This window comes from Streptomyces sp. NPDC097619 (assembly GCF_040302735.1).
Taxonomy (GTDB): Bacteria; Actinomycetota; Actinomycetes; order Streptomycetales; family Streptomycetaceae; genus Streptomyces.
Window position 1 is genome coordinate 78,433 of the sequence record NZ_JBEOSD010000005.1, and the last position, 16,384, is coordinate 94,816.

The window sequence follows — 16,384 nt, forward strand, 5'->3', positions numbered from 1 at the left end:
ACCGGCCCGAGCCGACCCGACCGCCCCGCCACACCCCCCCCACCCGCCGGGGCCCACCCGCACCCCGCACCCCGCACCCGAAATCACCGGTACGGGAACCCCCGTACGAGTTGCCGCACCCCCACCCCGCGGAAAGCATGAGGAGGTGAGCCACGACCCCGCCTACCTCCGGTTCCCGCACCTCCACGCCGACCTCCTCTGCTTCGCCGCCGAGGACGACCTCTGGGTGGCCCCCCTGGTCCCCGACGGCGTCACCCCCGGCCGCGCCTGGCGGCTCACCGTGGACCGGACCCGGGTCGGACACCCCCGGTTCTCCCCCGACGGCCGCCACATCGCCTTCACCACCTGGCGCAGCCTCGACCCGGAGATCCACCTCGCCCCCGTCGGCGGCGGCCCGGCCCGCCGCCTCACCTACTGGGGGTCCACCGACACCCGGGTCTGCGGGTGGACCCCGCCGGGCGAGGACGGCCGCAGCGACATCCTGGCCGTCTCCTCCCACGGCCAGCCGTTCTCCTACTTCTCCTGGGCCTACCGGCTCCCCACGGACGGCAGCCCCGGCGGCCGGCTGCCGTGGGGCCCGGTGAGCGCCATCGCCCTCCGCGACGACCCCGCCGCCGGCCCGGAGGACCCGCCGGACCGCCGCACCCTGCTCCTCAGCGGCAAGCCCCCGCACGAGCCGGCGGCCTGGAAGCGCTACCGCGGCGGTGCCACCGGCCGGCTGTGGCTGCACGGCGAACGCCTCCTGCCCGAGCTGGGCGGCCACCTGGACAGCCCCATGTTCGTCGGCGACCGGATCGCCTTCCTCTCCGACCACGAGGGCACCGGCAACCTCTACTCGTGCCTGCCCGACGGCACCGGACTGCTCCGGCACACCGACCACGACACCTTCTACGCCCGGCACGCCTCCTCCGACGGCACCCGCGTGGTCTACCAGTGCGCCGGCGAGCTGTGGCTGGTGGACTCCCTGGCCCCGGACTCCCGCCCGCGCCGGCTCGCGGTGGAGCTGGGCGGGCCGCGCGCCGGCCGCCGCACGTACTCGGTGCCCGCCGCGCACCACGTGGAAGGGCTCAGCGTGGACGCCACCGGCCGGGCCAGCGCCGTGACCGTCCGCGGCAGCCTGTACTGGCTGACCCACCGCGACGGCCCCGCCCGCACCATCGCCGACACCCCGGGGGTACGGGTCCGGCTGCCCGAGATGCTGGGCAGTGGCGGCCAGGTGGCGTACGTGACGGACGCCGAGGGCGAGGACGCCGTCGAGATCGCCTACCTGCCGAGGGCCAGCGGGGACCGCGAACCGCGCCGGCTGGCCGCCGGGGAGCTGGGCCGGGTCCTGGAGCTGGTCGCCGACCCGGAGGGGGAGCGCCTGGCCATCGCCTCCCACGACGGGCGGCTGCTGCTCGTGGACGCCACCGAGGAGTCCAACGGCGAGGTCAGCGAGCTGATCCGGTCGGTCAACGGGCCCGTGACCGACCTCGCCTTCTCCCCCGACGGGACCTGGCTGACCTGGTCGCACCCGGGCATCGGCCGTTCCCTGCGGCAGATCAAGATGGCCCGGATCTCCGGCCCCGGGGCCCGTACCGTCGTGGACGTCACCAACGGACGATTCGAGGACGAGAACCCGGTCTTCACCCGCGACGGCCGCTACCTGGCCTTCCTCTCCTGGCGCGGCTTCGACCCGGTGTACGACGTGCACACCGGGGACCTCTCCTTCCCGCTGGGCTGCCGCCCGTACCTGGTCCCGCTCTCCTCGGCCACCCCCTCCCCCTTCGCCCTGTCCCCCGACGGCCGCCCCGCCGCCGGCGGACTGGACCCGTTGGAGGGTGAACCGGGCGGGGACGGCGGCGCGGTCACCGTGGAGGCGGAGGGCCTGGAGAGCAGGGTGACGCCGTTCCCGGTGTCCGCGTCCAAGTACTCCGCCCTGCACCCGGTCAGCGGCGGCGGCCTGGTCTGGCTGCGCTGGCCGATCTCGGGTGCCCTCGGCGAGACCTTCGCCAACCCGGCCGACACCTCCGGCAAGCCCACCCTGGAGCACTTCGACATCACCAAGGCCCGCAAGACGGAACTGGCCTCCGGGCTCGACTGGTTCGCCGCGAGCGGGGACGGCAGCCGGCTCGTCCTCAACGACGACGGGGAGCTGCGGGCGGTGCCCGCCACCGAGTCGGGCGACGGGGACGCCACCGTCTACCTGGACATGCGTCGCATCCTCCACGAGGCGGACCCGGCCGCGGAGTGGCGGGGGGCCTTCGAGGAGGCCGGGCGGCTGATCCGGGCCTACTTCTGGGAGCCGCAGATGTGCGGGATCGACTGGGACGGGGTGCTGGCGCAGTACCGTCCCCTGGTCGAACGGGTCGCCTCCCCCGACGACTTCGCCGACCTGCTCCGCGAGGTCCTCGGCGAGCTGGGCACCTCCCACGCCTACGTGGCCCCGGCCCGCCGCAACGAGGGCCCCCCGCACTACCAACGCGCCATGGGCCTGCTCGGCGCCAACCTGGTCTGCCGGGACGGCCAGTGGATGGTGAAGCGGATCCTGCCCGGTGATTCCTCCGACTCCAAGGCCCGTTCCCCGCTGGCCGGTTCCGGGATCCGGGAGGGCGCCGTCCTCACCCACGTGGACGGCCGGCCGGTGGATCCGGTGGCGGGCCCGTACCCGCTGCTGGCCGCCGCGGGCGGCACCACCGTGGAGTTGACCTTCACCCCCGCCGAGGGCGAGGGCCGGGCCCGCCGGGTCGCGGTGGTCCCGCTCGTGGACGAACGTCCGCTGCGCTACCAGGACTGGGTGGCCAAGCGCCGGGCGGTGGTCCGCGAGATCAGCGGGGGCCGCTGCGGATACCTGCACATCCCCGACATGGGCGGCTCCGGCTGGGCGCAGTTCAACCGCGACCTGCGGTTGGAGGTCTCCCGGCCGGCCCTGATCGTGGACGTCCGCGGCAACGCGGGCGGGCACATCAGCGAGCTGGTGGTGGAGAAGCTGACCCGGCGGATCCTCGGCTGGGACCTCACCCGCAACGCCCAGGCCGTCAGCTACGCCTCGAACGCCCCGCGCGGCCCGGTGGTGGCCCTCGCCGACGAGGCCACCTCCTCCGACGGTGACATGATCACCGCGGCCTTCAAACTGCTGGGCCTGGGCCCGGTGGTGGGCCAGCGCACCTGGGGCGGGGTGGTGGGCATGACCGGCCGGCACACCCTCGGGGACGGCACGGTGATCACGGTGCCGATGAACGCGGCCTGGTTCCCCGAGTACGGCTGGTCGGTGGAGAACCACGGGGTGGAGCCCGATCTCGCGGTGCTGCGGACCCCGCTGGACTGGGCCGAGGGCCGGCACGCCCAGCTCGACGACGCCGTGACCGTGGCGCTGGAGCTGCTGGAGCGGCACGAGGCGGCCACACCGCCCGGCTACACCGACGTGCCCGACCGCCGCCGCCCGCCGCTGCCGCCCCGCGCCTGAGGGGGCGGGGCGGGGGCCCGGATGCGCGACAGGGCCCCGGAGGCCGCACACGTCGGTGTGCGGTGTTCCGGGGCCCAGTCGTCGGGGGCGCCGTGTGCGATCCCGGTAGCAGTCGGGCGGCGCCCCGCGGGGAAGCCGGGGCCTGCCGGCCCTCCCCGCCTCGGGACGGTGTGCGAAGCCCGTCCCCCCGTCGCCGCTCGCATACGGAGGGACGGGCTCCGTCCAGCGTGGCACGGGGTCCGCGGGCCCGCACGTCGATCAGCGGCGAGCCGGCCGACCGCTGGCGCGAGCGCGGTCCGGCCGCCCGCTCCCGCCCCTTCCGGTCGGTCCGACCGTCGCCGTCAGCCGGTCGGCCGCGGGGCCCGCTCCCGCTCGTCGGCCGCTCCCCCGGCCCCGACCAGCCCCTGCGGGGCCTCGCCGAGCCGCGGGCCGAAGCGCTTCATCTCCCGCTGTCCGCCGAGGGCGATGAACCCGGGCAGGTAGCCGCGGAGCCCCTGCATGCCCCGCAGCCACGCCTGCGCGTACACGTGCGCGGAGCGGCGTTCGATCCCGGCGACGATCCGGTCCACGGCCGGGCTCAGCGGGTAGGTGCGGTTGGCGGGCCAGGGGAGCCGTCCGCGCAGTTCCCTCATCACGTCGTTCTGGTCGGCCCCGCGCACCATGTCGGTGTCGGTCCAGGACAGGTAGCCGACCCCGACCCGTACCCCCTTGTGCGCGACCTCGGCGCGCAGGCAGTGCGCGAAGGCTTCCACCCCCGACTTGGAGGCGCAGTAGGCGCTCATCATCGGGGCGGGGGTCATCGCCGCCAGCGAGGCGATCTGGAGGAAGTAGCCGCGGCTCTCGGAGAGCACGGGCAGGAAGGCGCGGGCGGTGACGGCGCTGCCGATCAGGTTGACCTCGATGACGCGGCGCCAGGCCGCCGGGTCGTCCTGTCCGAAGGGTCCGCCCGCGGCGACCCCGGCGTTGGCGACGACCACGTCCACCTTGCCGAAGCGCTGCTTGACCTCCTCGGCGACGCGGGCCATGGCCTCGTGGTCGGTGACGTCGGCGAACCAGTACGCGCTGTCGGTGTGCAGCCGCTCCGAGACCTCCTTCAGGGCCTCGGGCTCCAGGCCGACCAGGGCCACCCTGGCACCCCGGGCGGAGAGCTTGCGGGCCAGCAGTTCGCCGACGCCGCGGGCCGCCCCGGTGACGACGGCGACCTGGCCTTCCAGACTGTTCCGCGTGCTCACGGCGTCTCCTTCTCGGCGGTCTCGGCCGGTACGGCCCGCCCCGCCTTCTCGGTGTCCTCGGCGGCCTCGGGGGCCCTGCCGTCCTCTGTGCGCCCTGTTCCGTGCGTCCGCTCCGTATGGTCCGCCCGTTGCGCCCCTTCCGCCCGTCCCGCCGGCTCCGGTCGGGCCGCGGGTCCGGGTGCCAGGTGGTCGCGGACCAGCCCGACGATGGCCGCGGTGACGGCCTCCGGGGCCTCGACCGGGGTCATGTGTCCGGCGCCGGTGAGTTCCGTCAGTCCCACGCACCGCGGCAGGGCGGCCGCCAGGGCCCGGGCGTGGGCGACCGGGGTCAGCCGGTCGGCGGTGCCGGCCAGTACGGCCACGGGCATCCGCAGGTCCCGCACCCCCGCGTCGAGGTCGAGCTCCGCGAGGACCTCGGACCAGGCGTGCCGGACCTTGGCGGGGCAGGCGTGCACGATCCGGGCGCAGGCCGCTACCCGCTCGGGGGCGGTGCCGGGCGCCATGGTGGCGTACTTGAGCACGGCCCGGGCCACCGGGGTGACCGGGCCCAGCGGGGCCCGGGAGCCGAGCACGGCCCGGGTGAGGCGGGTGCGCAGCGGGCCGGGGCGCAGCGGCAGCACGGTGGCCTCGGCGGTGAGCCGGGCGCTGCCGGTGGAGCACAGCAGCAGGGCGGCGGCGTGTTCGGTGAGCTCGGGGCGGTCGGCGGCGGCCATGAGGGTCATGCCGCCCATGGAGTGGCCCGCGATGACGGCCCGCTGCCCGGGGGCGAGGGTGGTGCGGAGCACGGCGGCCAGGTCGTCGGCGAGGGCGGTGGTGCTGTGGGTGGAGGCGGCCGGGCTGCGGCCGTGGCCGCGCTGGTCGTAGGCGATGACCCGGTGGTCGGGGGCGAGGGCGCGGATCTGCGCGGCCCAGAAGGCGGTGGAGCAGGTCCAGCCGTGGGCCAGGACCACGGCGGGGGCGTCCTCGTCCCCGTGTTCCTCCACGTGCAGCCGGGCGCCGTCGGCGGAGACCGCGACGCTTTCGCGGCGGGCGGGGGGCGGGCTGTAGGGGCCTTCGGTGACGTGCGTCAGGCGGCTCACGCGGCGCCCTCCGCCGGTGCGTCCGTACCGGCGGCGGGGGTGGTGGTGCGGGCGGTGGCGGGTGACTTGCGGGTCCGGCCGGCGGGGCCGTCCGTGCGGTCGGTCCGCCCGGTCCCGTCGGTCTTCGCGGCCTGGGCGGGCAGGGCCCGGCCGGTGGGCCGTTCGCGGTCCCGGTGCCGCACGATCTCGTACTCGCCGAGGTCCACGGTGCGGACGGCGCGCCGGAACTCGCCGGTGGTGCCGGGCCAGACGGTGGTGTTGCGGCCGCTGGAGTCCAGGTACCAGCTGGTGCAGCCGCCGGTGTTCCAAACGGTGCGGGTCATGCGGTCCTGGACCCGGCGGTTCCAGGTGTGCACGGCGGAGGGGCGGGCGGCCAGGGCGGCCCGGCCGCCGAGGAGGCCGAGCTGGCGCAGGTAGTCGGCCATGTAGTTCAGCTGGGACTCGATCATGAGGATCATCGAGCTGTTGCCCAGCCCCGTGTTGGGGCCGATGATCGTCATCCAGTTGGGGAACCCGGCGGCGGTGGCGCCGCGGAGCGCCTGCATGCCGTCCTTCCAGGTCTCGGCGAGGGTCTCGCCCGCGGCGCCCACGACGCGGTCGGCGATGGGCATGTCGGTGACGTGGAAGCCGGTGCCGAAGATGATCGCGTCGACCTCGGTCTCGGTGCCGTCGGCGGCGACCAGGGTGTTCCCGCGGATCTCCTTGAGTCCGGAGGCGACCAGGTCCACATTCGGGCGGGCCAGGGCCGGGTAGTACTCGCTGGAGAGCAGGATGCGCTTGCAGCCGATCCGGTAGTCCGGGGTCAGCTTGGCGCGCAGCGCCGGGTCCTTGATGGAGCGGGCCATGTTGGCCTTGGCCAGGGACTCGATCCAGCCGAGCTGGTTCGGGTGCTTGGTGAAGGCGCCGACCTGGAGCTCGCGGATGCCCCACAGCAGGCCGCGGCGGGCGGCCCGGGTGAAGGGCAGCTGGCGGTGCAGCCAGCGTTCGGCGCCGGAGATGGCCCGGTCGGTGCGGGGCAGCACCCAGGGGGGCGTGCGCTGGAAGAGGGTGAGCCGTTCGGTCTCGCCGGCGATGGCCGGGACGATCTGGATGGCGGAGGCCCCGGTGCCGACCATCGCCACGCGCTTGCCGCGCAGGTCGTAGTCGTGGTCCCAGCGGGCCGAGTGGAAGACCTTGCCGGGGAATTCGGCGAGGCCGGGGATCTCCGGCATCTTCGGGTCGGAGAGCGGCCCGGTGGCGGAGACGACCACGTCGGCGATCAGGTCCCCGGTGGAGGTCTCGATCTCCCAGTACAGCTCCTCGGCGTTCCACCGCATCATCCGGACCTCGGTGTCGAGCCGGATGTGCCGGCGCAGCCCGAAGGTGTCCGCGACCTGCTCCAGGTAGGCCCTGATGTGCCGCTGGCCGGAGAAGGTCCGGGGCCAGTCGGGGTTCGGGGCGAAGGAGAAGGAGTACAGGTGTGAGGGCACGTCGCAGGCGCACCCCGGATAGCTGTTGTCGCGCCAGGTGCCGCCCACGGAGTCGGCGCGCTCCAGGACGACGAAGTCGGTGATGCCCTCGCGGCGCAACCGGACCGCGGCTCCCAGTCCGCCGAATCCCGATCCGATCACCGCCACGCGTACGTGCTCGCGCCGGCCTCCCTGCTCTGCCATGCCCACGCCCTCCCGCAGTCCCTGTCCCGAGTACCACGACACTGCCAGCAATCACTGGCACGGTTGGGAGCGTAGAGCAGCCGCGTACTCATGGGTAGGGGTCACGCGCGGAAAGTTACCCGCGGTATGCGCCCCCCGCGGCCGCCTCGCCTAGGCTGCGGGCGTGGCGGAAGACGAAGAACGCAGCGGACCGGACGGCACCGTACCGGGCGGAGCCCGCGCGTACCGGACGGAGGAACTGGCCGAGGCGGCCGGGATCCCCGTCCGCACCCTGCGCTTCTACCGCGAGCGCAAACTGCTCCCGCCGCCCCGCCGCGAGGGCCGCATCGCCTGGTACGACGAGCACCACCTGGCCCGTCTGCGCACCATCACCGCCCTCCTTGAGCGGGGCCACACCCTCGGCGGGATCGCGGAGCTGACGGCGGCCTTCGAGAACGGCCGCGACCTCGGACAGCTGGGCGCCCTGCTGGGCCTGTCCACGACCACCGGCGGGCTCGACTGGACCGAGGAGACCCCGGTCCGCCTCACCCCGGAGGCCCTCGCCGACTACTTCGAGGGCGAGGTCACCCCGGAGAACCTGGCCGCCTCCCTGGAGCTGGGCTACCTGGCCACCGACGGGGACGAGATCGTGCACGTCAGCCGCCGGCTGCTGGACGTCTCCTCGGCCCTGGTCCGCGAGGGCGTGCCGCTGGCCGCCGTGCTGGAGGCGGGCCGCCGGGTCCGCGAGCACGCGGACGCCATGGCCCGGCTCTTCGGCGAGCTGGTCGCCACCCACCTGTCGGCCGACGGCGCGGACCCGGCGGCCGCCGTGGACCGGCTGCGCCCGCTGGCCAAGAGCGTGGTCGAGGCCGAGCTGTCCATGGCCATGGACCGTCTGCTGCGCGGGGACCAGGCGGAGCCGGCGGCCTGAGCCGCCCGCCCCGCGACGGACCGCGACGGGGCTCAGGGGCCGTAGACCACCGTGACCGGCGCGTGGTCGGACCAGCGCTCCGGATGCGTCTCCGCCCGCTCCACCAGCGCCTTCACGGCCCGCGCGGCCAGCCCCGGGGTGGCCACGTGCAGGTCGATCCGCCAGCCCGCGTCGTTGTCGAAGGCCCGACCGCGGTAGGACCACCAGGAGTACGGGCCCGTGGTGTCCGGGTTCAGGGCGCGGACCACGTCCACGTACCCGGCGTGGGCCGGGTCGTAGACCTTGCCCAGCCACTCCCGCTCCTCGGGCAGGAAGCCCGCGCTCTTGCGGTTGGTCTTCCAGTTCTTGAGGTCCGCCTCTTCGTGGCAGATGTTCCAGTCCCCGCAGACCAGCACCTCCCGGCCGTCGGCCGCGGCCCGCGCCTTGAGGGCGGTCAGGTACTCCAGGAACTCGCCCATGAAGCGGTACTTCTCGTCCTGCTTCTCGGTGCCCGCCTCACCGGAGGGCAGGTACAGGCTGGCGACGGTCACGCCCGGCAGGTCGACCTCCAGGTAGCGGCCGGCGGAGTCGAACTCCTCGCTGCCGAACCCGACCCGCACCCGCTCCGGGGCCCGGCGCGTGTACACGGCCACCCCGGCCCGCCCCTTGGCCGCGGCCGGCGCGAAGACGGTGTGCCAGCCCTCGGGGGCCCGCACCTCCTCCGGCACCTGCCCCTCCTCGGCCCGGACCTCCTGGAGGAGGACCACGTCGGCGTCCGTCCCGGTCAGCCAGGGCACGAAGCCCTTCTTGGCGGCGGCACGGATCCCATTCACATTCACGGAGGTCACGGTGAGCATCCCGGCACCATACCTCCGTCCTTTCCCGCTTCCGTACGATGTTCGAATGCCGAACGGGACCGAACTGCAGACCACCACCTACGACCACCCGGACGCGGTCGCGCTCGACGACCGGGTCCAGCTGGAGTACCAGGAGCGCTACCAGGGCGAGGGCGACGCCACCCCCCTGGACCCCGCCATGTTCCTGGCCCCGCACGGCCTCTACCTGCTCGCCTACGACCCCGACGGCACCCCCGTGGCCAGCGGCGCCTGGCGCTCCCAGGAGAAGAACGAGGAGGGCTACTCCGACGGCGACGCCGAGATCAAGCGGATGTACGTGGTCCCGGAAGCCCGCGGCCGCGGCCTCGCCCGCCGCATCCTCACCGCCCTGGAGACCGACGCCCGCGCCGCCGGCCGCACCCGCATGGTTCTGGAGACCGGCGACCAACAGCCGGAGGCCATCGCCCTGTACCTCTCCGCCGGCTACACCTTCTGCTCCAAGTTCGGCCTCTACCGCGACTACGACTCCAGCCGCTGCATGGCCAAGCCCCTGCACCCGTAGCCCCGCCCGAGGCGCGCCGCCCACCCCCGATCCCCGCTTGATGAACCACCCCACCCCACCCCAAACCCACCCCGACCGGATCCGGTGAACCGATTCGCTCGTACGAGCGACACCGCGTGACTACGCACCGTGTCCACCGACAGACTCTCCGTGTACACATCGTGACGCCCCGCCCGCGCCCTCCGCGTGGAATCCGGCGCGTCCACACCCACCCACCCGCACCCGCACACCCGTGCCCGCGGACACGCACCCAGGAGAGTCACATGCGCGCAGCAGCCCGCTCCCTCGCCGCCGTCACCGGCGCCGCCGCCCTCCTCTTCGGCCTCGGCACGGTCACGGCCACCCCGGCCGTCGCCGACCCCTGCGGCTTCTTCGAGACCAGCAGCGACGCCTGGTACAACCACTGCACCAGTGACGGTTCCCGGGTGATCATCGAGGTCGAGGTCTGGGGCCCGAACTACGAGAAGTGCGTGGGCCCGGGCAACACCTGGCTGGGCTCCGCGAGCAAGATCGACGGGGCTTGGTACGTGGGCCGCACCTGCTGACCGGTGCTCACCCGCCGCTCCGTCAGCGGCCGCCTCGCCGGGGCCCGACCCCTCCCCGGAAAGGCGGAAGCCCCACCCGGTCAGAGACCGGGTGGGGCTTCCATCGTCTGTGGACCTGTGGGGATTTGAACCCCAGACCCCCTCGATGCGAACGAGGTGCGCTACCAGACTGCGCCACAGGCCCTTGCGACGTGTGAAACATTAGCATCCCCGTCGGCGGATCCAAAAATCGGTATCCGCGCAGGTCATGCGTTACTCGTTCGCGGCCCGCGGACGGTCCTCGGACTCGAACTGGTCGAACAGCGGGGTGCGCCCGCGGTCACGGGGACGGCGGCGGTCCACCGGGCGACGGGCTCCGTCCGCGGCGACCTCCGCCGGAGCCCCGTCCGGCGACGACTGCGACGGGGACGAGACCTGCGGCGGCGGGGCGCCGTGCGGCTGGGCGCGCAGTCGGGGCTCGGTGGGCTCCGCGGTGCTGGAGCGGGCGGAGCTCCAGGACTCGGCGGGGCCGGAGGCGCGCGGGGCGACGGGGGCGGTCACGTACGTGGGCAGCGGGACCGGTACGGGCTCCCAGCTGTCCCCGCGGGCCGGTCCGCGCTCCCGCTCGCGCTGCTGGTCCACCCACTCGGCGTGGTCGGTCTGCTCGACCAGGGCGCGGCGGCCCGCCTCCTGCGGGGAGACCAGGGGCGCCGGCTCGGGTTCGGCCACGGCCTGCGCGGCCGGTTCGGGCTCGCGCTGCCGGGAGCGGTTCTCGCGCAGGCTCCGGGCCGCGGCCTCGGCGCGGCGCCGGTCCATGGTGAAGGCGAACCGGCGGCGCTCCTGCACCCGCAGGTGTGCGATGTACCCGCTGAGCAGGACGGCCGGGATGCCGGGGACCCAGAGCAGGTGGAGTCCGCCGACGGCGGCGACCACGGCGCCCAGGGTGAAGGCGAGGAAGAGGACGGCGGTGGTGCGGCGGCGGCGGGCCAGGACCTGCGACCGCTGGCGCCGGGCCCGTTCGGCCGCCTCCGCCCCCGCGGCGGCCGCGCTCGCGCGCGCGGGATCCGTCCGGGTCGGGGGCATGGCTGGGGCCCGGTCGTCGACGTCCACGGAATCGATCGCTTCCGTGACGACGGCGTCCGGGTGTCCGCCGGGTTCCGCCCCCGCATCGCGCTCACGCAGGTCCTTGGCGTAACGGCGCTCCATGCCCGCCCGTCCCGACAGGAGTCGGATGGCGGTGGAGAAGCGTTCCGTCGGCCGAGCTTCGTTCAGCTCGTCCTGCCTCCGGAGCCACATGGGCACCAGGTAGGCGGCCCAGGCCCCGACAATGACTGCGTAGATGAGGCCGCTGCTGCTCACATCTCACACCGTAGAGGGATCCGAGCGACGGCATCCGCCAATTGGGCCGGTGTGTCGCACGATCTGGCTGATATCACGGACTTTTTTTGTGATTCTTCGGATCAGTTTATGGATGAATGGGTACTGAATTCGAACAGATTTTTCATTATCGGCTGTCCTCCGACCGCCCGTCCTCCTGCCTGCGGTGCCACCGGCGCAGCAGCCCCTCGGGGACCTCTTCGGCGGTGAGGGCGAAGACCAGGTGGTCCCGCCAGGCGCCGTCGATGTGGAGATAGCGCGGCCGCAGGCCCTCGGGGCGGAATCCGAGCTTTTCCACCACGCGCTTGCTGGGCCCGTTCTCGGGCCGAATGCAGACTTCGACGCGGTGCAGACCGACGGTGCGGAAGCAGTGGTCCACGGCCAGGGCCACCGCCGTGGGCATCACCCCGCGCCCGGCGACCTCCCGGTCCACCCAGTAGCCGACGTGCCCCGCGCACATCGATCCCCAGGTGATGCCGGCCACCGTCAACTGCCCGACGAGCCGGCCCTCGTACTCGATGACGAAGGGCAGCATGCGCCCCGCGTTCGCCTCGGCCCTCAGGTGCCGGACCATCTGGCGGTAGGTGGGCCGCTGGACCACCGGGCCCCAGGGGGCGGGCGGCGGGACGGTCGCCTCCCAGGGGCGCAGCCACTCACGGTTGCGCCGGTTCACCTCGCGCCAGGCGGACTGGTCGCGCAGCTTTATCGGGCGCAGCAGGACGGGTCCGTCCGCCAGCACCGCGGGCCAGGAGGGGCCGTTCAGCTCGGGCTCCCTGCGGGTCGGGGATGGTCGCCGCCGCGGAGCTGGTCCACGGCGTGCGGCAGGATGCGTTCGAGGACGGCCAGGCCGTCGCGGACCCCGCCGGTGGAGCCGGGCAGGTTGACGATGAGGGTGCGGCCCGCGACGCCGGCCAGCCCCCGGGAGAGCGCGGCGGTGGGGACCTTCGCCAGCCCCTCGGCGCGGATGGCCTGCGGGATGCCGGGGACCTCGTAGTCGATGACCCGGGCGGTGGCGTCGGGGGTGCGGTCCGTGGGCGAGATGCCGGTGCCGCCGGTGGTGAGGATGACCTGGTAGCCCGCGGCGACCCCGTCGCGCAGGGCCCGCTCCACGGGATCCCCGTCCGGGACCACGACTGGCCCGTCCACCCGGAATCCGAGGCGGGTCAGGGCCTCGGCGAGCAGCGGCCCGCCGCGGTCGGCGTACACGCCGGCGGAGGCCCGGTTCGAGGCGGTGACGACCAGGCCGCGGGGGGCCGGTTCGGCGGGCTCCGCCCCGGGGACCGGGTCGGGGTGCGGGCTCACGCCCGGCTCCAGTCACCGGACTTGCCGCCGGTCTTCTCCTCCACGCGGACGTCGGTGATGACGGCGCCCTTGTCCACGGCCTTGACCATGTCGACGACGGTGAGGCCGGCGACGGCGACGGCGGTCAGGGCCTCCATCTCCACGCCCGTGCGGTCGGTGGTCTTCACGGTGGCCAGGATCTCCACGGCGTCGTCGGCCACCGACAGCTCCACCTTCACGCCGGAGACGGCGAGGGGGTGGCAGAGCGGGATGAGGTCGGGGGTCTTCTTGGCCCCCATGATCCCGGCGATCCGCGCGGTGGCGAGGGCGTCGCCCTTCGGTACGCCCTCGCCCCGCAGCAGTTCGATCACCCGGGGCGACACCAGGACCCGTCCGCTGGCGCGGGCGGTGCGGGTGGTGACGTCCTTGCCGGACACGTCCACCATCCGGGCCGCGCCCGCCTCGTCGATGTGGGTCAGCCTGCTCTGGGTACTCATGTGCTGTGCCGCTCCCGCTCAGGGCCCCGCAAGGGCCTGTGTGGTGCAACACGCTACCCGCACCGGGGCGGGGTCAGCCGAGCAGGACCACGTCCAGTGCGGTGCCCGGCTCCACCGACGTGGTGTCCTCCGGGACCACGAACAGGCAGTCCGCGTGCGCGAGTGCCGCGATCAGGTGCGAACCGGACCCGCCGACCGGGGAGACCGTGCCCGCCTCGGCGTCGTAGGTGCCGCGCAGGAACTGGCGCCGGCCGGCCGGGGAGGTGAAGCCCTTCTCGGCGCGCAGCTCGGCCCGGACCACCGGGCGGTGCAGGTCGGTCAGACCCATCAGGGCGCGGATCGCGGGCCGTACGAACAACTCGAAGGAGACGTACGAGGAGACCGGGTTGCCGGGCAGGGCCAGCAGGGGGGTGTGGTCGGGGCCGACGGAGCCGAAGCCCTGCGGCTTGCCGGGCTGCATGGCGAGCCGGCGGAAGTCGACGCCGCCGCCCGCGCCGTCCTCGTCCTCGGAGCCGACCTCGGAGAGGGCCTCCTTGACCACGTCGTAGGCGCCGACGCTGACCCCGCCGGTGGTGACCAGGAGGTCGGCGCGGATCAGCTGGTCCTCGATGGTGGAGCGCAGGGTCTCGGCGTCGTCGGCGACGGCGCCGACCCGGTAGGAGATGGCTCCGGCGTCCCGGGCGGCGGCGGCCAGGGCGAAGCTGTTGGAGTCGTAGATGCGGCCCTCGGTGAGGGGTTCGCCGGGCTGGACCAGCTCGCTTCCGGTGGAGAGCACCACCACGCGGGGGCGGGGCCGGACCCGGACGGTGCCGCGGCCGATGGCCGCGAGCAGGGCGATCTGCGGGGGCCCGAGGACGGTGCCCGCGGCCAGGGCGAGGTCCCCGGCCTGCACGTCGCTGCCGCGGGCGCGGACGTGGGCGCGGGCCTCGGCGGCCCGGTGCACCCGGACCTCTCCCTCGGCGCCCTCGGGGGCCGCGCTGGCCGGGGTCATGCCGTCGGCGGCACCGGAGCCGGTGCCGCCGTCGGTCCACTCCACGGGGACCACGGCCTCCGCGCCGGGCGGCAGCGGGGCCCCCGTCATGATGCGGGCGGCCTGGCCGGGGCCGACGGTGGGCAGCTCGCCGCTGCCCGCCGCCACGTCCCCGATCACCGTGAGCACCGCGGGGAACTCCTCGCTCGCCCCCTGGACGTCGGCCACCCGGACGGCGTACCCGTCCATGGAGCTGTTGTCGAAGGGCGGCAGGGCGACGGGCACGGTGACGTCCTCGACCAGGACACAGCCCTGGGCGTCCGGCAGCTGGAGCTCGATCGGCTCCAGCGGGCGGACCGCGGCGAGGATGTCGGCCAGGTGCTCGTCCACCGACCAGAGGCGCGGGCGGCCGGTGTCCTGCGGTGCGGTACTGCTCACGGTGCTACATCTCCTCGCTGACGTAACTGCGAAGCCAGCTCCGGAACTCCGGGCCCAGGTCCTCGCGCTCGCAGGCGAGTCGCACGATGGCCCGCAGGTAGTCCCCGCGGTCGCCGGTGTCGTAGCGGCGGCCGGTGAAGACCACCCCGTGCACCGGGCCGCCGAAGGTCTCGTCCTCGGCAAGCTTCTGCAGGGCGTCGGTGAGCTGGATCTCCCCACCGCGGCCCGGCTCGGTCTCCCGCAGTATGTCGAACACGGCGGGGTTGAGGACATAGCGGCCGATGACGGCGTAATTGCTCGGAGCTTCCGACGGGTCCGGCTTCTCGACGAGTCCGGTGACTCGTACGAGGTCCTCCTCGTCGGTCCGTTCCACGGCCGCACAACCGTAGAGGTGGACCTGCGACGGATCGACCTCCATGAGGGCGACCACGCTGCCGCCGGTGCGGGCCTGGACCTCGACCATCCGGGAGAGGAGCGGGTCCCGCGGGTCGATCAGGTCGTCGCCGAGGAGCACCGCGAAGGGCTCGCGGCCCACGTGCGGGGCCGCGCACAGCACGGCGTGGCCGAGACCGCGCGGGTCGCCCTGGCGGACGTAGTGCATGGTGGCCAGGTCGCTGGACTCCTGGACCTTCTTCAGGCGGTCGTCGTCGCCCTTGGCGGCCAACGCGGATTCCAGCTCGTAGTTGCGGTCGAAGTGGTCCTCCAACGGCCGCTTGTTACGTCCTGTGATCATCAGGACATCGGTCAGACCGGCCGAAACGGCTTCCTCGACCACGTACTGGATCGCCGGTTTGTCGACGACAGGCAGCATTTCCTTGGGGGTGGCCTTGGTCGCCGGCAGGAACCGGGTGCCGAGTCCGGCTGCCGGGATGACAGCCTTGGTGATCACTGGGTGCGACATCGTCATGGGCGCACGATAGCCGCTGCGTATGCGAGCAAGGTTAGATTCCGGTAAATAGCTGCTGATTTAGAGGGGTTTGTGAGCCAGCTGTGGTACAGAACCGAACCGTCAAATCGGACCTCCGGCGCGAACTGCTCACGGCCCGCCGCGCCTTGACCCCCGAGGAGACCGCGACCGCCGCCTCGGCCCTGGCCCGGCAGGCCCTGGCCCTCCCCGAGCTGGCCGCCGCCCCCACCGTGGCCGCCTACGTCTCCGTGGGCTCCGAGCCGGGCACCCGCGCCCTCCTCGACCTGCTGCACGAACGCGGCACCCGGGTCCTGCTCCCGGTACTGCTCCCCGACAACGACCTGGACTGGGCCCCGTACGAGGGCCCCGACAGTCTGGCCCCGGTGGGCCGGGCCGGGAAGATGACGCTGCTGGAGCCGGTGACCGGGCGGCTGGGGCCGGCGGCCGTCACCGCCGCCGACACCGTGCTGCTGCCCGGCCTGGCCGTGGACGGGCGCGGGATGCGGCTGGGCCGCGGCGGCGGTTCGTACGACCGGGTGCTGGCCCGGCTGGAGCGGGCCGGGGCGACCCCGGCCCTGGTCGTCCTCCTCTACGCGGACGAGGTGGTCGCGCGGGTCCCGGAGGAACCGCACGACCACCCCGTCCAGGCCGTGGTCACCCCCGCGGGGGTGGTCCGCTTCCCCGCCGCGTGAGCG

The 16,384-nt window shown here is 74.1% G+C and carries 15 protein-coding genes and 1 tRNA gene; 5 read left to right on the top strand and 11 right to left on the bottom strand.

The window, feature by feature from the left end; genetic code table 11:
• Window positions 1–145: 145 nt before the first annotated feature.
• On the top strand, window positions 146–3,445 hold the full coding sequence (locus tag ABTZ17_RS02650; RefSeq protein ID WP_352193644.1) for a S41 family peptidase: 3,300 nt from the start codon (window positions 146–148) through the stop codon (window positions 3,443–3,445).
• A gap of 341 nt (window positions 3,446–3,786) precedes the next feature.
• Here ABTZ17_RS02650 and ABTZ17_RS02655 read toward each other — a convergent pair whose 3' ends face one another.
• From ABTZ17_RS02655 to ABTZ17_RS02665, 3 genes are read right to left on the bottom strand one after another with little or no spacing between them, the layout of a single operon-like run.
• The gene (locus ABTZ17_RS02655; RefSeq protein WP_352193645.1) at window positions 3,787–4,677 is read right to left on the bottom strand and encodes an SDR family oxidoreductase; all 891 of its coding nucleotides are present in this window, start codon (window positions 4,675–4,677) and stop codon (window positions 3,787–3,789) included.
• The gene (locus ABTZ17_RS02660) at window positions 4,674–5,756 is read right to left on the bottom strand and encodes an alpha/beta fold hydrolase (protein ID WP_352193646.1); all 1,083 of its coding nucleotides are present in this window, start codon (window positions 5,754–5,756) and stop codon (window positions 4,674–4,676) included. The genes ABTZ17_RS02655 and ABTZ17_RS02660 overlap by 4 nt, the downstream gene beginning before the upstream one ends.
• Window positions 5,753–7,408 (bottom strand): flavin-containing monooxygenase, encoded by a 1,656-nt coding sequence (locus tag ABTZ17_RS02665; protein ID WP_352193647.1) that lies wholly within the window; start codon window positions 7,406–7,408, stop codon window positions 5,753–5,755. The genes ABTZ17_RS02660 and ABTZ17_RS02665 overlap by 4 nt, the downstream gene beginning before the upstream one ends.
• A 163-nt stretch (window positions 7,409–7,571) precedes the next feature.
• On the opposite strand from ABTZ17_RS02665, the gene ABTZ17_RS02670 reads away from it, so the two are divergent.
• On the top strand, window positions 7,572–8,318 hold the full coding sequence (locus ABTZ17_RS02670; protein ID WP_352193648.1) for a MerR family transcriptional regulator: 747 nt from the start codon (window positions 7,572–7,574) through the stop codon (window positions 8,316–8,318).
• Window positions 8,319–8,350: 32 nt separating this feature from the next.
• Here the strand turns inward: ABTZ17_RS02670 and ABTZ17_RS02675 are convergent, their stop codons facing one another.
• Window positions 8,351–9,154 (bottom strand): exodeoxyribonuclease III, encoded by an 804-nt coding sequence (locus tag ABTZ17_RS02675; RefSeq protein WP_352193649.1) that lies wholly within the window; start codon window positions 9,152–9,154, stop codon window positions 8,351–8,353.
• A 46-nt stretch (window positions 9,155–9,200) separates the two neighbouring features.
• On the opposite strand from ABTZ17_RS02675, the gene ABTZ17_RS02680 reads away from it, so the two are divergent.
• Both ABTZ17_RS02680 and ABTZ17_RS02685 read left to right on the top strand, forming a co-directional pair.
• Window positions 9,201–9,695 (top strand): GNAT family N-acetyltransferase, encoded by a 495-nt coding sequence (locus ABTZ17_RS02680; RefSeq protein ID WP_352193650.1) that lies wholly within the window; start codon window positions 9,201–9,203, stop codon window positions 9,693–9,695.
• 263 nt (window positions 9,696–9,958) lie between these two features.
• Entirely contained in the window at window positions 9,959–10,240 is a 282-nt protein-coding gene (locus ABTZ17_RS02685; RefSeq protein WP_352193651.1) for a DUF6355 family natural product biosynthesis protein, read from the top strand.
• Window positions 10,241–10,350: 110 nt separating this feature from the next.
• Here the strand turns inward: ABTZ17_RS02685 and ABTZ17_RS02690 are convergent.
• The 7 genes from ABTZ17_RS02690 to galU all read right to left on the bottom strand — a co-directional run bounded on the left by ABTZ17_RS02690 (window position 10,351) and on the right by galU (window position 15,689).
• Window positions 10,351–10,424 (bottom strand) — tRNA-Ala (locus tag ABTZ17_RS02690).
• Between the two features lie 68 nt (window positions 10,425–10,492).
• The gene (gene sepX / locus ABTZ17_RS02695; protein WP_352193652.1) at window positions 10,493–11,578 is read right to left on the bottom strand and encodes a divisome protein SepX/GlpR; all 1,086 of its coding nucleotides are present in this window, start codon (window positions 11,576–11,578) and stop codon (window positions 10,493–10,495) included.
• 145 nt (window positions 11,579–11,723) lie between these two features.
• Window positions 11,724–12,359: a GNAT family N-acetyltransferase gene (locus ABTZ17_RS02700; RefSeq protein ID WP_352193676.1), complete on the bottom strand. Its 636-nt coding sequence runs from the start codon at window positions 12,357–12,359 to the stop codon at window positions 11,724–11,726.
• Window positions 12,356–12,898 carry a MogA/MoaB family molybdenum cofactor biosynthesis protein gene (locus tag ABTZ17_RS02705; protein WP_352193653.1) on the bottom strand — a complete coding sequence of 181 codons (543 nt, stop codon included), beginning with the start codon at window positions 12,896–12,898 and terminating at the stop codon, window positions 12,356–12,358. The genes ABTZ17_RS02700 and ABTZ17_RS02705 overlap by 4 nt, the downstream gene beginning before the upstream one ends.
• On the bottom strand, window positions 12,895–13,374 hold the full coding sequence (gene moaC / locus ABTZ17_RS02710) for a cyclic pyranopterin monophosphate synthase MoaC (protein WP_352193654.1): 480 nt from the start codon (window positions 13,372–13,374) through the stop codon (window positions 12,895–12,897). The genes ABTZ17_RS02705 and moaC overlap by 4 nt, the downstream gene beginning before the upstream one ends.
• A 73-nt stretch (window positions 13,375–13,447) precedes the next feature.
• Window positions 13,448–14,782: a molybdotransferase-like divisome protein Glp gene (gene glp, locus ABTZ17_RS02715; protein WP_352193655.1), complete on the bottom strand. Its 1,335-nt coding sequence runs from the start codon at window positions 14,780–14,782 to the stop codon at window positions 13,448–13,450.
• A gap of 4 nt (window positions 14,783–14,786) precedes the next feature.
• Window positions 14,787–15,689 carry a UTP--glucose-1-phosphate uridylyltransferase GalU gene (galU, locus tag ABTZ17_RS02720; RefSeq protein ID WP_352193656.1) on the bottom strand — a complete coding sequence of 301 codons (903 nt, stop codon included), beginning with the start codon at window positions 15,687–15,689 and terminating at the stop codon, window positions 14,787–14,789.
• Window positions 15,690–15,772: 83 nt separating this feature from the next.
• Between galU and ABTZ17_RS02725 the strand changes: the two genes are divergently transcribed.
• Complete coding sequence (locus ABTZ17_RS02725) at window positions 15,773–16,381, top strand: 5-formyltetrahydrofolate cyclo-ligase (protein WP_352193657.1); 609 nt, start codon at window positions 15,773–15,775, stop codon at window positions 16,379–16,381.
• Window positions 16,382–16,384 lie beyond the last annotated feature (3 nt).

Coding starts and splice junctions, on each gene's coding strand:
- ABTZ17_RS02665 (WP_352193647.1), bottom strand. CDS start 7,408: ATGGCAGAGCAGGGAGGCCGGCGCGAGCACGTACGCGTGGCGGTGATC.
- ABTZ17_RS02675 (WP_352193649.1), bottom strand. CDS start 9,154: ATGCTCACCGTGACCTCCGTGAATGTGAATGGGATCCGTGCCGCCGCC.
- ABTZ17_RS02680 (WP_352193650.1), top strand. CDS start 9,201: ATGCCGAACGGGACCGAACTGCAGACCACCACCTACGACCACCCGGAC.
- ABTZ17_RS02685 (WP_352193651.1), top strand. CDS start 9,959: ATGCGCGCAGCAGCCCGCTCCCTCGCCGCCGTCACCGGCGCCGCCGCC.
- moaC (WP_352193654.1), bottom strand. CDS start 13,374: ATGAGTACCCAGAGCAGGCTGACCCACATCGACGAGGCGGGCGCGGCC.
- galU (WP_352193656.1), bottom strand. CDS start 15,689: ATGACGATGTCGCACCCAGTGATCACCAAGGCTGTCATCCCGGCAGCC.